Source organism: Rosettibacter sp. KY25 (assembly GCF_057554405.1).
The window spans coordinates 121,180-135,909 of record NZ_BAAJAO010000010.1 but is presented as its reverse complement, the minus strand read 5'-3'; the positions used below and the strand labels follow the sequence as shown (position 1 = coordinate 135,909).

The window sequence follows — 14,730 nt, the reverse complement described above, 5'->3', positions numbered from 1 at the left end:
CGATAAAGATTTAATGCTGACTGCAGTTGAATTTAAGAAAGGGGCAATTGGATATTTACATAAACATCCACATAAACAGGTTTCATATATTGTAAATGGTTCGTTCGAAGTTACACTCGGCAGCGAAAAGAAAATTCAAAAAGCTGGAGATGTTTATTTTGTCCCTCCTGATATTGAACATGGAGTATTAGCTCTTGAAGAAGATAGTTTGTTAATCGACATCTTTCATCCTTATCGTGAAGATTTTATCAAAAAATAATTTTGAGCAGAAAAATGAAACTCATAGCAAAAATATTTTTTGTTTTATTTTTATTCGTGAGTATTTCATTTGGTCAAATTAAAACATTAAGATTATGGAATACCAATGCTCCTGGAAGTGAAAGCATAAATAATGAAACTTATGAAGATGGTCGTTATAGAAATGTAAACCAGCCCGAGCTTTCTGTTTTTCTTTTTGAAAATCGAAATAACAATACCCCGACAATAATAATTTTCCCGGGCGGTGGTTATACTCATCTCGCATTTGAAAAAGAAGGAATTAAAATTGCAAAATGGCTGAACGAGAATGGTATTAATGCATTTGTATTAAAATACAGACTCAATGAAAATCTTGCTTTAATTGATGCTCAACGGGCAGTCAGTTATGTGAGAGCTAATGCAAATAAATTTAATATTAATCCAGATAAAATTGGTGTTATGGGTTTTTCGGCTGGTGGTCATTTAGCAGCTAATATGATTATTAACGACAAAAAATTTTTTAATGACAAAATTGATTCAACAAGCTGCATACCTGATTTTGCTGTTTTAATTTATCCATGGCTTCAAAATTTATATCAAAAAGTTCAAGATAAATTTCCGCCAGTATTTATTGTTCATGCCTCAGATGACCAGCGTGTTCCTGTTGAACAAAGCATAAACTTTTTTAATGTGTTGATTAAAAAAAATATTCCAGTAGAAATGCATATTTATGACAAAGGAGGACACGGCTTTGGAATAGAACCAGATAGAGGCAGAGCATCAACATGGGGAAATATTTTTCTTAATTGGTTAAAAGCTGCAATCCAATAAAAATTTTTGGAGAATAATTAACATGAAAAAAATATTATTCTTATTTGCTGCCTTTTCTTTTCTTTATGCGCAAAGTTCAATAAAAAATTTTCCTGATGTTTCAGGTTTTCAGAATAGTGCACATCACTGGTATGATATTTATGCAGAAGATAATGTAATTCATCCTCTGCCAAATCGTCCACGATATAAACCAGAAAATGTTAAAGAGATTGCAGATAACATTTTGTTATATCAAAAAGAAAACGGCGGATGGCCTAAAAATTATGACATGCTTGCAATATTAACTGAAGAGCAAAAAGATTCTTTAAGAAACGCTAAACATCAATTTAATACTACATTCGACAATGGCACAACTCATTCACAAATTGAATACCTTGCTCAAGCTTATTATTTAATTCATGATGAAAGATACAAAGAAGCATGTTTGAAAGGAATTGATTACATACTTTCTGCACAATATCCAAATGGCGGCTGGCCTCAATTTTATCCTGATACAAGCGGCTACAGAAAATATATTACTTTTAATGATGGAGCAATGATTGGTATAATGAAGGTACTTCATAATATTGTTCAAAATAAACCTCAATATTCATTTGTTGATAATGAAAGAAGAGAAAAAGTAAGAGCAGCTTTTGAAAAAGGTCTTGAATGCATTATTAAAACACAAATAAACGAAAATGGAAAACTTACAGCTTGGCCTCAGCAGGCAGATAATATTGGATTATTTCCTCAATGGGCAAGAGCTTTTGAGCCACCATGCATTTGTAACGGAGAAAGTGCAGAAATTGTTCTTTTTTTAATGAGTATAGAAAATCCCTCAAAAGAAATAATTAATGCAGTCCAAAGTGCTGTTAAATGGTTCGAAGAATCTAAAATTAAAGGAATAAAAATCGTTGAGAAAAAAATTGAACCGAAAAAATATTACTACAGTACTTTTAATTATGACAGAATTGTTGTTGAAGATTCAACTGCTCCTCCAATATGGACTCGTTACTATGAATTAAAAACTAACAGACCTATGTTTTGCAATCGGAATAAAAAAATTGTTTATTCGCTTGCAGAAGTTGAACATGAAAGAAGAGCTGGCTACACATGGTATACTTATGCACCTCAAGAAGTTCTGAATAAATATCCTGAGTGGCAAAAAAAATATGCCCCAAATGAAAATGTTTTAGAAAAAAAGTGAGTCAGTCATGAAAAATCTTATTAACATAATTTTATCATTATCATTAATAATTCTATTAAGTTCATTTATGATGTTAAGTCAAAAATCTAAATATAAAATTGTGTGTTTTGGAGATTCAATTACATATGGAGCTGGAGTTGAAGGAAATGGATGGGTAGAACAAATTGCTAAAAAGACTGATAAATTGTTAATGATTAATGAAGGAAGAAAAGGCAGAAAAACATCAGATAAGAAAGAACTTCTTCCAATTTTAGAAAAATATCCTGATGCAGATTTGTTTACAATTCTCCTTGGCGTGAATGATTTGAAAGATGGAAATGACAGTCTTGTAAATGAATGTGTATCAAATATCAAATGGATGATTGAGGAAATAAAAAACAAAGTGCCCAAAGCAAAAATTTTATTGATGTCTCCCTGCAATATTAATTTAGAAACAATGTCAGATATCAACAAACAGAAAAAATATAACGAAAATACTTACAACTCATTAATAAAATTAGAAAAAGAATACAGCAAAATTGCTGACGAAGAAGAACTATATTTTCTAAGTTTATTTAATGTAGTATCCCCTCAAAATTTTTGGGATGGTTTGCATCCTGATATAAAAGGTCATCAGGAAATTGCAGAAAAAGTATTTGAGAAATTAAATGCTATTATTAAATAATTTCTTTAATCAAAAAGATTTGAAATTGGTTAAAGCAATTTTGTAATAAGAATGATTTGAATTAATCAATTTGAAAAGTCTACTTTAACTGAAAATTTTTTTCACAGAATTTTAAAATAAGATTAGACTAGTGTTATGTATTACTTCCGAGAATCATTTTCTTAAAGTATTCGAGTGTTAATTTTAATCCTTCTGCTCTGCTAATTTTTGGTTCCCAGTTAAGAATTTTTTTTGCACGTGTTATATCCGGCTGGCGAACTTTTGGGTCATCTTGTGGAAGTTCTTTATAAACAATTTTACTTTTTGAATTGCAAAGTTTAATTACTTCTTCAGCAAATTCTTTCAGAGAAACTTCATCTGGATTTCCAATATTGACAGGATAAACTTCATTCGACATAAGCAATCTAAAAATTCCTTCAATTAAATCATCAACATAACAAAAACTTCGAGTTTGAGAACCATCTCCAAAAACTGTAACATCTTCACCTCTTAAGGCTTGAGAGAAAAATGCTGGCAAAGCTCGTCCGTCGTCAATTCTCATTCTTGGTCCATAAGTATTAAATATTCTCACTATTCTTGTTTGAAGCCCATGATAACGATGATAAGCCATAGTCATTGCTTCTGCAAATCTTTTTGCTTCGTCGTAAACACCACGAGGACCAACTGGATTAACATTTCCCCAATAATCCTCACTTTGAGGATGAACAAGCGGATCGCCATAGACTTCTGAAGTAGAGGCTAAAAGGAAAACTGCATTTTTTTCTTTTGCAAGTCCAAGTGCTTTATGAGTTCCAAGTGAACCAACTTTAAGAGTTTGGATTGGCAATTTTAAATAATCAATTGGACTTGCTGGTGATGCAAAATGCAAAACATAATCAACTTTAGAAGGAACATGAATATAATTTGTAACATCAAGTTTAATGAATTGAAAATTTTCGTTGCCAAAAAGATGTTCAATATTTTCTATTCTGCCTGTTAAAAGATTATCAAGGCAAATAACTTTCATGCCTTCATTAATTAATCTATCACAAAGATGGGAGCCAAGGAATCCTGCTCCGCCGGTTACAACAGCTGTTTTCTTCTGCATTGATTAAACTTTGACCTTACTTTTCTTTGAGCCATTGGTTGGATTTGAATAGTAGTAGTAATATTTATAATAAGAGCTATAACCACTTCTATATTGAAAATTATTCAATACTACACCGAGGAATGATAAATTGTCTCTTCTTAATATATCAACTGATTTTTCCATTAAATCAACTTCAGTATTATTTGCAGAAACTACAAGAATAGTTCCATCAACATATTGAGCTAATATTTCAGAATCCGTAACAGCAATAAGAGGCGCCGAATCAATAATTATATAATCAAACTCTTTTTTTAATTTTTCAAGGAATGATTCCATTTGTGCAGAACCAAGTATCTCCGAAGGATTTGGAGGGATTGTTCCAGCACTTATATAAAATAAATTATTAACTGATGTAGAACGAAGTATCTGTTCAAATGAAGTTTGACCAAAAAAATAATCTGTAAATCCAGGGAATCTCTTTTCATTAAAAACAGAATGAACTCTTGGCTTTCTTAAATCTGCATCTAAAATTAGTGTTTTATAATTTGCAAGGGCAAGACTTCCAGCAAGATTTACTGAAGTTGTTGTCTTCCCTTCAAGTGACATTGATGAAGTAACTAAAATTGTCTTCAAAGATTCTTTATCAATTTTAGAAAATTTAATTCTGGTTCTTAATGCTCTGTAAGCTTCGCTTGCACTTGCATCAGGCTTTTTGGCAACAATAAATTCCAATTCTTTATTATTGCTATTTAATCCTTCAATTTGAGGTATCCATGCAAGAATATTAATATTTCTGTTTTGAATATCTTCGGGAGTTTTAACTGTGTTATCGAAATGATTACGAACAAATGCAAAACTAATTCCTATACCCAAGCCTAAAAATAATCCAATAACAACAATTAAAGGTCTATTTGGTTTAGATGGTTTAAGTGGTACTAATGCAGGATCAATAATCAACACATTACCCGGAACAGATTGTTCATTAATAATTGCTTCCTGATATTTTTCTTCTACTTGAAGATATAATTTTTCATAAGCTGATTGTTCTCGAGTTAATCTTGCAAGGTCAATTGAACTTGTAGGAAGTTTGCTTAATCTTTTATCATAATCATTAACAATTTCATTCAGCTTTTTATATGAAGCAAGAAGGGATTGATATTTTACTTCTTCTTCAAGAACTTTTTTGGTTAAGTCTTTTATTTCATCTGGGCTTGCAGCTAAAATGCCGGCACGATAAACTGTAAGCTGGCTGTTTAATTTTTCTCTTAAGTCATTAATCTTAGAATCAAATTCTCTAATTATTTCATCCTTTTTACGTGAATCCTTGCTCGATGATAAAGCACGGTCTTTCTGCGTCATTAAATCAGCAATTTGCATCTGTAAATTTTTTATATAAGGTTCAGTTGCAAAACTTTCAATATAATCATTTATGTTTGGGTCTTTCTTTGCAAGTTCAGCTTTGTATTGATTTAATGTTTTCTCTGCAATAGTCAAATCAATTTTTGTAGCATTCATCTTAGATTCAAAATCTGTAGTTTGTTCAATTAAAGCTTTTGCCTGTTCCGGCAATTGAACTATTCCTTTTTGTTCTTGATAATTTCTTAAAGCTTCTTCGACCTGAGCAAGTTCTGAAAGTTTTTCTTCACGTTGCTGCGCTAAAAAATTTTTTATAGCTGTCAATTGTTGACGATTATATTCAAGATTTAATTCTTTGTAAGCTGCAGCATAAGAATTTGCAATTATTGCGGCTTCTTTTGGAGAAGGAGATTCAACATTTATTTCTACAATATCTAATCCGCGTTTTTGTTCTATCGAGACTTTTCTTTCAAGTAAATCAATAATGTCTTCTTTTGACAGAAGAACTGGTATACTCTTTTGTTCTGAATTATCGAGTATTAAACTAAAAATATTTTTTGTGCTCGTTGTCTTGAAACTATCAATTAAAGCTTGTGCAACTTTGTCCCTGAGTTTATAACTCTTTAGTATTTCAATTTCATTTGCTATAAATCTGTCACTCCCAAAATCTTGGAATTCTGGAATTAATGGTGAATTTAAGATACTCCCTTGTGGTTTGGTAATTTTAAGTGCTGTTGTAGTTTTATAAATATCTGGTGCATTAAGAGCGTATATTGCACCAATAATTAATCCTGTTAAACCAATTATTATTATTACACCAAGATTAAGCCTAATCAGGTTTATATAATCTTTTAATGAACTTGAATCTTGATAATCTCTGTTATTTACTGCTTCCACATTGCCCTCATTATTTTCTTGTTATGTTTAATATTAAAATTGATAATGAGATTAAAGTACTCAATACAGATAGCCATATGCTCACTTTATCTCTCGTGTACAATCTTGGAGCACCGGGAACAACAAGAATATCACCTGCTTCTAAAGATGGAGGCTTTTTATAAGCCTTTGATAGTTTTTTTTCATACATTATATCATTATAATCAATTTTAATTAATACCTGTGATGAATCTTCATTAATACGATAGATTCTTAAATCGTCAAGATGAGCAGCATCTGTTGGACCGCCTGCATATGATAATAAATCAATTACTGTAGTATAAATTGGGACAACATATTTCCCGGGGTAACGAACAAATCCCCAAACAGAAACTTTAATATTGACAGCTTCGGGGTCTGAAAAATCAAAAAAGCCAGATGCTTGATTAAAACGATTGGGCAGAGTTGATGCACCAAGTTCGTAATCCTTTACCTGAGCAAATATTGATGAAAAAATCAGAAAATAAAATGTTACTACAAATAATTTAGTTTTTATCATTAAGCCCTCACCTTTAATCTTCATTTAAAATTGTTAATGAAATTGTTCTCGATGAAAAATAACTTCCGATGAATCCTAATATTACCCCGGTAAATAATGCAATTATATAACTACTCTTAAATACTATGCTAAATTTAATATTATTTAGTAAGGTAATCAATAAAAGTTCTAAAATATAATTAATCCCAACACAGATTATGCCTGATATCACTCCAATCAATATTCCATAAAGAATTATAGGTATTTTTATTGTCGATAATTTTGCTCCAACAAGTTTCATTGTTTGATATAAATTTTTATTTGCTTCAATTTGTATTCTGCTGTTGGTGTAAACAAGATATATTGAAAGCAAAATTAAAAGTATAGAAAATATATATACAATCAGCTGACCCGATTTTAAGTATTTCAAAATTTTTATAATGAATTCATTATCATAAACTACTTCTGTTATGCCGGAAATTGATTTTATTCTATTAATCTCTGTGCTGATATTTTCATAAGATAATTTTTCCGGCTTAAATTTTATAATGAATGATGGCGGTAACGGATTTTCTGTTAATACATCTCTGAAATCTTCACCAGTTTCACGGATAAATTCTTTTACTGCATCTTCCTTACTGATAAATTTAATTGAAGCAACATTCGGTTGATTTGAAATTTCTTCCTTGATTAATTGTATTCTTGATGAATCAATAAAATTTTCTAAGAAAACTGTAACTTCAATACTTTTTTTAATTCTTTGAGAAAATTTATTTGATAACTGCAATACTAATATCGAGAAGCTTGTCATCAATATTGCAATTGTAGTAACAGAAATTATTACAACAGATGCAAATGGGGAACGTTTAAAAATTCTCAATGCTTCTTTTGTGTAAAATGTTATCATAACAATTAGAAATTTGATTCATCAATCCAGTGAATAATTTTCCACTTATTATTTGTGTCTTTGTTCAATTCAAGATTAACTTTGCCGTCAATATAAACAATGTCAGTTGGATTAAATGTTATTGTTAAATTAAAACTTCTCACAATATGAGTTGAATCCCCGCTTATTGATACAATATTATTCCAAACTAAATCAAGTCGTTGTGAATTTTGAAAAAGTCCATAAGTTACTCTCATCTCTTCGTCTCGCCCCCAGCTTACATCTGCTCCAATGTTATAGTCTCTGTAAGTAAAAACAAAATTTTTATCTAAAAGCTGACTATAAATTAATGTATCCTTAAAAGTGTAGGCATACTGAAAATTTTTAAAAACACCATCCACACTGGACAAATCACTTATCAAACTTTGAGAGCTGCTTAAATTTTCATCAAGCTTTGGAGCAAATGGATTAACGCAGCTGCTTATTATTACTACCAAAAATATTAAAGCTAATTTTTTAATAAGCTGTTCTCCCTTTTAAATCACTCCAGCATAAAAAATTTTCTTTTTTGATATCCTGCCATTCAACAATTGACCATTGGTCCCTTGAATCGGAAAATATTTTAAATTGCGCTGTGCCTTTAAATGTGCCTCCAATTAATTGATTATTGGAGTTAATCGTCAATGTGTAATCAAAGTAATAAACTGCACTATCGCCAAATAAATTTGTCTGAGTATTATCTAGTAATAAATTTATATTCTTACCTTGAGGCAATTTCGATATCAAATTTATAAAATATTGTTTCTCTTCTCGAATTGTCCAGTTATTCAGCACTGGATATTGAGCAGATGAACCAGATGCCGGGATAAAAATAAATTTCTTTTTCAAGAAAGAAGTATCAACAAAACAGGAGATATAATTTTCAATAATTTTTTCTTCCACTGATGATTTAAAATTACTAAATAAAATTTCTGGTGATGTTGCTGCTAAATAACTTGAACTTGGTTTATTGGGTTCCTCTGGTGTTCTTGTTGAAAAAATATCACATGAAACTAACAGCAAAGAAAGAATTATTATATTAAAAAATCTTTTCATCATTTTTTAAAAAATAAAATTACTCTTGGAGATATTGTTTCTTGAAATTCATTGCCATCATAATCACCAAAAATTTTATCGAGTTTATACCCGGATCTCAAAAATTCTTCTATAATTTTATTTGCATCATACAATTTAACTGATTCGAAATATTTTTCTTCAAAATTATTTTTTAGAATTGTTATTTCCTTTATAACTCGGTCATTTTCAATCTTTCTTTTTTCGAATATCTTCAATTCGTCAATATTTTTTTCTGACTCAGGTACTAAATTTTTCTCAAGATAATATTTATTAAAATAATCCATCACATAATAACCATTTTCCTTGAGAAAACTAAAAGCTCTTTTTATGAAACTGAAATTTTCTTCATCACTTTCAAAATAACCAAAGCTTGTAAATAAATTCAGAATTAAATCGAATTCAGACTTAAAACAAATTTCCCTGATATCTGCTTGAATCAAATTCAGATTGACATTTTGAGCAATTGAATTTTCGTAAGCTTTTTGCAATAAATTTTTACTTAAGTCAAAGCCAAAAACTTTATAGCCTTTGAGCGAAAAATAAATTGCATGTCTGCCTGAACCACAAGCTGCATCGAGAATTTTTGATGATGGCGATAAATTGGTTGTAGACAAAATTAAATCAGAAAGTTTTTGTGCATCTGTGTCATCGCGATGATTGTAAACATGAAGATAATTTGGAGATTCAAACCAGTCTTTATACCAATTTTGCATCACAATGTAATTCTTCCGCTAAAAGCTCTTCCAATTGTTGCTGGGTCAGCAAATTCAAGGTCGCCGCCAATAGGCAACCCGCGAGCAATCCTTGATACTTTTATTGGATATTGTTTCAATAATTTTATTAAATACAATGATGTTGTATCACCTTCGGTATCGGGATTAAGTGCAAGTATGACTTCATTAATACCGCCTTTTTCAATTCTTGAAATTAATTCTTGAATATGCAGCTGTTCAGCTGTTACGTGAGCAAGAGGATTTAATACACCGCCCAGCACATGATATAAACCATTATATTCATTTGTCTTTTCAATTGCAATTACATCACTTGCTTCTTCAACCACACAGATAATCGAATGATCTCTTTTGGGACTTAAGCATATATCACATTTTTCTTCAACGGAAAGATTAAAACATTCTGAACAAAATCTAATTTTTGTTTTCAAATCCGACAATGCTTGAATAAGCGCATTCACACTGCTTTCATCACTCTTTAATATGTGAAGTGCTAATCTTTGAGCAGTTTTCTTCCCAATAGAAGGAAGTTTGCTCAACTCATCAATTGCTTTTTGTAATGGTTCTGCTATCAACAATTTTAAAATCCAGGTATATTAAATCCAGGCGGCAGCATTCCTTTAGTTATATTTCCAATTTCTTCTTCTGCTAATTTGCCAGCAGACTGCAAAGCTTTATTTACTGCTGCCACAATCAAATCTTCAATCATTTCTTTATCACCACTCTTAAGAATCTCATCATCTATTGTAATCGATATAATTTCTTTTTTGCCGTTTGCAACAACTTTAACCATACCACCACCGCTTTCTTCAGTAACAGTTTTGTGTTCAAGTTCTGCCTGAACCTTTGCCATTTCTTCCTGCATTTTCTGAATTTGTTTTAACATACCTTGCATATTGAAATTCATTAATCCTCCTTGAGATAATTATTTTTTTGGTTGCAGCACAAAATTACCAAAAAAATTATTCACAAGAAATTAAAGCTGGAAAATATTAGATTTGCAATCGTTATTCACAGATTAATGAGATTCATGATTTCTAAATATGGCATTAATACTTTCATAGTACTTGCTGCTTTTTCTTTAATATTAATAGCAGCATCTTTTTTTATAAGCAATAACTGGATTAAATACACTTTACTTATTGCAGGAATTTTATTCCTTCTTTTTAATATTAATTTTTTTAGAGACCCTGAACGCAATACACCATCTGGGGAAAATATAATTGTTTCAACTGCAGATGGTGAAATAATAAGTATTAAGGAAGTTTTTGAAAAAAGATTTTTAAATGATAATGCAATTCAAGTATCAATATTCATGTCGCCACTTAATGTTCATGTCAATAGAATTCCAATAAGCGGCACAATCGATTATCTGAACTACATCAAAGGTGATTATTTAGTTGCATTCCACGAAAAATCTGACTTAAGAAATGAAAGGACTGAAATTGGAATTACAAGTAAATATGGCAAAGTATTATTCACTCAAGTTGCAGGTTTCCTTGCAAGAAGAATTGTGTTTGATTTAAGACTTGGCGATACAGTCAAAACAGGCCAAAGATTTGGAATGATTAAATTTGGAAGTCGTTCCGATTTGATTGTTCCAAAAAACTGGAATATCAAAGTGAAAGTTGGGGATAAAGTTAAAGCTGGAGAAACAATAATTTTTGAGCATATAAATGAATAAATTATTAACAAAATCAATAATTGCAAATTTTATAACGTCATTAAATATTTTCTGTGGTTTTATTTCAATAGTATTTTCTTCTCAAAATAATTTTAAGATGGCTGCAATTTTTATAATTATAGCTGCAATTTTTGATACTATGGATGGTTTGATAGCAAGACTTTTGGACACATCAAGCCGTTTTGGAGTTGAACTCGATTCACTTTCTGATGTTGTAAGTTTTGGAGCTGCTCCCTCTTTTCTTGTTTACAAAGCTTATGCATATCAATATGATTATATTGGAATAATCATAAGTTCATTTCTTCTAATTGCTGGAGCTCTTCGACTTGCAAGATTTAATATTCTTATTGAAGACTTAAAAACAAAAAGTGATTTTACTGGTCTTCCAATTCCACTTTCAGCTCTTACAATTTCTACTTTGATTTATTCTTATTATCAAGATACTCAAGTTGCAGAGCCTTACAACAATTTTATATTCCCATTGGTAATCATTTTATCAATTTTAATGGTAAGTAAAATTAAATATAGAGCATTACCAAAAATCAGCAGTAAAAAATTTTTTAAGAAATTATTAATATTTGTGGGATTAATTATAATTTTGCTATCGGCAATTGTAACAAATGGTAAATTTCTTTTCTTTGTTTTTCTGTCTGTGGTAATTTTTGGAATATTAAATCACATTTATTTATTATTCAAGAAGACACAAATAAATTAATGGAGTTAAAAATTGTTTAAGGCAGTAGTTATTGTTAAAAGAAGACCAACAATACTTGACCCGCAAGGCAAAGCAGTTGAACAAGGAGCTAAATTGCTTGGATTTAATAATGTTAAAAATACAAGAATTGGAAAGTATATTGAATTTTTTGTTGATACTGATGACAGAGATGCAGCAGAAAAAGAAGTTCTTGAATACAGCCAAAAATTATTATCGAATCCAATAATGGAAGATTTCGAATATACTCTTGAAGAAGTAAAATGAAACCTAAATTCGGTGTTATTGTTTTCCCTGGAGCCAATTGCGACCACGATGCCTATTACGCAACAAAAAAAGTTTTAGGCTATGACGCAGAATTTATATGGCATAAAGAAAGAGATTTGAAAAATTCTAATGTCATTATTTTACCAGGTGGTTTTTCATACGGCGATTACCTGCGAACTGGTGCAATTGCAAGATTTTCTCCTGTTATGGAAGAAGTAATAAAATTTGCAAATAATGGTGGAGTTGTAATCGGTATTTGCAATGGTTTCCAAATTCTTCTTGAAACTGGTTTATTGCCTGGTGCAATGCAAAAAAATCAATCTCTAAAATTCATTTGTAAAGATGTTTATATTAAGATTGAAAACAAAGAAACCATTTTTACAAAATCCATTAAACAGGATGTACTTAAAATTCCTATAGCTCATGGTGAAGGAAATTATTATGCAGATGATGAAACACTTAAATCACTTGAAGAAAATAAGCAAATAGTTTTTAGGTATTCATCAAAAGAAGGAAAAGTTTATAAAGAATTTAATCCGAATGGTTCGCTAAAAAATATTGCAGGCATAATAAATAAAAATGGGAATGTACTTGGAATGATGCCGCATCCAGAAAGAGCATGCGACCCACTGCTGAAAAGAACTGATGGAGCTTTAATCTTTAAATCAATTGCAGAAAACATTTTTTATTAAAAAATTTTTATGTCATAGGAGGTTATTATGTTTGGAAACTTAGGTGCTTCGGAATTATTAATCATTGTTCTCGTTGTTTTAATATTATTTGGTTCGAAAAAAATACCAGAACTTGCTCAAGGAATTGGCAAAGGAATGAGAGAATTCAAAAAAGCATTGCGGGATGTTGAAGAAGATATCAAATCAATTGATAAAATTGATGATGATAAAAAAAATGGTGATAAATCTTGAAACAATACAGAAATCATTTTGAAAAAATAGAAAAAATTAAATCATGTGAAATTTCTCTTCGAGAGAATGTTAATTATTTCTTGAAAAGAATTGAAGAGAATTCTAACCTTAACTGTTACAACTTTGTTTTCAAAGATTGTATTGAGCAGGCTGATATTATTGAAGAAAAAATTAAAAATAATCAAGCTGGAAAACTTGCTGGAATGGTCATTGCAATTAAAGATGTGCTTGCTCTTAAAGATAAACCCATGACCTGCTCATCAAATATTCTAAGAAATTTCATATCAATTTATACATCAACTGCAGTTCAAAAATTAATCAATGAAGATGCAATTATTATTGGCAAAACCAATTGCGATGAATTTGCAATGGGTTCGTCAAACGAAAATTCTGCATTCGGTCCTGTACTGAATCCTCACGATACTTCAAGAGTTTCAGGCGGTTCAAGTGGTGGTTCTGCAGTGGCAGTTGCAGCAGATTTATGTGATGTTTCTTTAGGAACAGATACTGGTGGTTCTATTCGTCAACCAGCTGCATTTTGTGGAATTTATGGCTTAAAGCCAACTTATGGAAGAGTTTCAAGATATGGATTGACTGCTTTTGCATCTTCTTTCGATACAATTGGACCATTTGCTAATTCAATTGAAGATATTGCTCTTGTTCTTGAAGTCATTTCAGGAAAAGATGAAAAAGATTCTACAAGTCAAAATTTAGCCGTGCCGGAATTTTCTAAAAATATTTTGACCGATAAAAAATTTAAGATTGGAATTCCAAAAGAATATTTTGGCGAAGGATTGGATATTGAAATTAAAAATGCCATCAATAATGAAATTGAAAAACTAAAATCAAATGGTCATCAAATAATTGAAATTTCTTTGCCTCATACAGAATACGCAATTGCAACATACTACATTCTTACAACAGCCGAAGCATCATCAAATTTGTCTCGATACGAAGGAGCTCATTATGGATTTCGTGCAGAACAAGCAGGCGACTTAATTGATATGTACACTGAAACCAGAACTCAGGGATTTGGCAAAGAAGTAAAAAGAAGAATTATGCTTGGCACATATGTTTTATCTGCTGGTTATTATGATGCTTATTATCGCAAAGCTCAAAAAGTAAGAAGATTATTAAAAAATGATTTTAATGAAGCTTTCAAAAATGTTGATGTAATTTTAACTCCAACAACTCCAACAGTAGCATTTCGAATTGGTGAAAAATCCTCAGACCCGCTTGAAATGTATTTGAGTGATATCTATACAACCTCTGCAAATTTAGCAGGAATTCCCGGCATAAATATTCCAATTGCAAAAAATAAAGATGGAATGCCAATAGGCATGCAGCTCATGGCAAATCAGTTTGAAGAGCTAAAACTGATTCAATTAGCAAAAGTAATCGAAAGCTTGAAGGAAGAAAAATAGAAATAGTTGGAATAATGAGAAAGTGGATCTAAAATTATTTTTCAGATCTAACTCTTAGATCTTATTCATTTATTATTTCATATCTCAAATTTTTCAATGAATGAAGATATTACCATTCTTGATTTTTATTCACAGCAAGAAAAAAATTTTAAGTCCTGCTTTAAATATTAGATCACTCAATATTTTTGTTCTGAGAAAATCTCATAAAGTTTTTTTAAAATAAAAAGTCC

At 30.4% G+C, this 14,730-nt stretch carries 19 protein-coding genes; 10 read left to right on the top strand and 9 right to left on the bottom strand.

The window, feature by feature from the left end; genetic code table 11:
- The 4 genes from AC27L2_RS08175 to AC27L2_RS08160 form a co-directional block, all read left to right on the top strand.
- Positions 1-259 (top strand): cupin domain-containing protein (locus tag AC27L2_RS08175; RefSeq protein ID WP_487211261.1); only part of this gene is annotated, 259 nt, incomplete at its 5' end.
- Between the two features lie 14 nt (positions 260-273).
- A complete protein-coding gene (locus tag AC27L2_RS08170; RefSeq protein WP_487211260.1) occupies positions 274-1,068 on the top strand; it encodes an alpha/beta hydrolase in 795 nt (264 codons plus the stop codon).
- Between the two features lie 22 nt (positions 1,069-1,090).
- A complete protein-coding gene (pelA, locus tag AC27L2_RS08165; protein ID WP_487211258.1) occupies positions 1,091-2,254 on the top strand; it encodes a pectate lyase in 1,164 nt (387 codons plus the stop codon).
- Between the two features lie 7 nt (positions 2,255-2,261).
- The gene (locus AC27L2_RS08160; RefSeq protein ID WP_487211257.1) at positions 2,262-2,918 is read left to right on the top strand and encodes an SGNH/GDSL hydrolase family protein; all 657 of its coding nucleotides are present in this window, start codon (positions 2,262-2,264) and stop codon (positions 2,916-2,918) included.
- 133 nt (positions 2,919-3,051) lie between these two features.
- Here AC27L2_RS08160 and AC27L2_RS08155 read toward each other — a convergent pair whose 3' ends face one another.
- From AC27L2_RS08155 to AC27L2_RS08115, 9 genes are read right to left on the bottom strand one after another with little or no spacing between them, the layout of a single operon-like run.
- Positions 3,052-4,005, bottom strand: a complete 954-nt coding sequence (locus AC27L2_RS08155) for a UDP-glucuronic acid decarboxylase family protein (protein ID WP_487211256.1) — start codon at positions 4,003-4,005, stop codon at positions 3,052-3,054.
- Between the two features lie 3 nt (positions 4,006-4,008).
- The gene (locus AC27L2_RS08150; protein WP_487211255.1) at positions 4,009-6,240 is read right to left on the bottom strand and encodes a GumC family protein; all 2,232 of its coding nucleotides are present in this window, start codon (positions 6,238-6,240) and stop codon (positions 4,009-4,011) included.
- 10 nt (positions 6,241-6,250) lie between these two features.
- Positions 6,251-6,778 carry a polysaccharide biosynthesis/export family protein gene (locus AC27L2_RS08145; RefSeq protein WP_487211254.1) on the bottom strand — a complete coding sequence of 176 codons (528 nt, stop codon included), beginning with the start codon at positions 6,776-6,778 and terminating at the stop codon, positions 6,251-6,253.
- A 13-nt stretch (positions 6,779-6,791) separates the two neighbouring features.
- The gene (locus AC27L2_RS08140; RefSeq protein ID WP_487211252.1) at positions 6,792-7,664 is read right to left on the bottom strand and encodes a cell division protein FtsX; all 873 of its coding nucleotides are present in this window, start codon (positions 7,662-7,664) and stop codon (positions 6,792-6,794) included.
- 5 nt (positions 7,665-7,669) lie between these two features.
- A complete protein-coding gene (locus tag AC27L2_RS08135) occupies positions 7,670-8,140 on the bottom strand; it encodes a hypothetical protein (protein ID WP_487211251.1) in 471 nt (156 codons plus the stop codon).
- A gap of 19 nt (positions 8,141-8,159) precedes the next feature.
- Positions 8,160-8,738, bottom strand: a complete 579-nt coding sequence (locus AC27L2_RS08130; protein ID WP_487211250.1) for a hypothetical protein — start codon at positions 8,736-8,738, stop codon at positions 8,160-8,162.
- Positions 8,738-9,472, bottom strand: a complete 735-nt coding sequence (locus AC27L2_RS08125; protein ID WP_487211262.1) for a class I SAM-dependent methyltransferase — start codon at positions 9,470-9,472, stop codon at positions 8,738-8,740. Before AC27L2_RS08125 ends, AC27L2_RS08130 begins: the two co-directional genes overlap by 1 nt.
- Positions 9,472-10,068, bottom strand: a complete 597-nt coding sequence (gene recR / locus AC27L2_RS08120) for a recombination mediator RecR (protein WP_487211249.1) — start codon at positions 10,066-10,068, stop codon at positions 9,472-9,474. The genes AC27L2_RS08125 and recR overlap by 1 nt, the downstream gene beginning before the upstream one ends.
- A gap of 2 nt (positions 10,069-10,070) precedes the next feature.
- Positions 10,071-10,397 carry a YbaB/EbfC family nucleoid-associated protein gene (locus AC27L2_RS08115; protein ID WP_487211248.1) on the bottom strand — a complete coding sequence of 109 codons (327 nt, stop codon included), beginning with the start codon at positions 10,395-10,397 and terminating at the stop codon, positions 10,071-10,073.
- 123 nt (positions 10,398-10,520) lie between these two features.
- Here AC27L2_RS08115 and AC27L2_RS08110 point away from each other — a divergent pair, with 123 nt between their 5' ends.
- From AC27L2_RS08110 to gatA, 6 genes are read left to right on the top strand one after another with little or no spacing between them, the layout of a single operon-like run.
- Complete coding sequence (locus tag AC27L2_RS08110) at positions 10,521-11,174, top strand: phosphatidylserine decarboxylase family protein (protein WP_487211247.1); 654 nt, start codon at positions 10,521-10,523, stop codon at positions 11,172-11,174.
- Positions 11,167-11,889 carry a CDP-diacylglycerol--serine O-phosphatidyltransferase gene (gene pssA, locus AC27L2_RS08105; protein WP_487211246.1) on the top strand — a complete coding sequence of 241 codons (723 nt, stop codon included), beginning with the start codon at positions 11,167-11,169 and terminating at the stop codon, positions 11,887-11,889. Before AC27L2_RS08110 ends, pssA begins: the two co-directional genes overlap by 8 nt.
- A 12-nt stretch (positions 11,890-11,901) precedes the next feature.
- A complete protein-coding gene (gene purS / locus AC27L2_RS08100) occupies positions 11,902-12,153 on the top strand; it encodes a phosphoribosylformylglycinamidine synthase subunit PurS (RefSeq protein WP_487211245.1) in 252 nt (83 codons plus the stop codon).
- The gene (gene purQ / locus AC27L2_RS08095; protein ID WP_487211244.1) at positions 12,150-12,845 is read left to right on the top strand and encodes a phosphoribosylformylglycinamidine synthase subunit PurQ; all 696 of its coding nucleotides are present in this window, start codon (positions 12,150-12,152) and stop codon (positions 12,843-12,845) included. Before purS ends, purQ begins: the two co-directional genes overlap by 4 nt.
- 27 nt (positions 12,846-12,872) lie before the next feature.
- Positions 12,873-13,076: a Sec-independent protein translocase subunit TatA/TatB gene (locus tag AC27L2_RS08090; RefSeq protein WP_487211243.1), complete on the top strand. Its 204-nt coding sequence runs from the start codon at positions 12,873-12,875 to the stop codon at positions 13,074-13,076.
- Positions 13,073-14,500 (top strand): Asp-tRNA(Asn)/Glu-tRNA(Gln) amidotransferase subunit GatA, encoded by a 1,428-nt coding sequence (gatA, locus tag AC27L2_RS08085; protein WP_487211242.1) that lies wholly within the window; start codon positions 13,073-13,075, stop codon positions 14,498-14,500. Before AC27L2_RS08090 ends, gatA begins: the two co-directional genes overlap by 4 nt.
- Positions 14,501-14,730 lie beyond the last annotated feature (230 nt).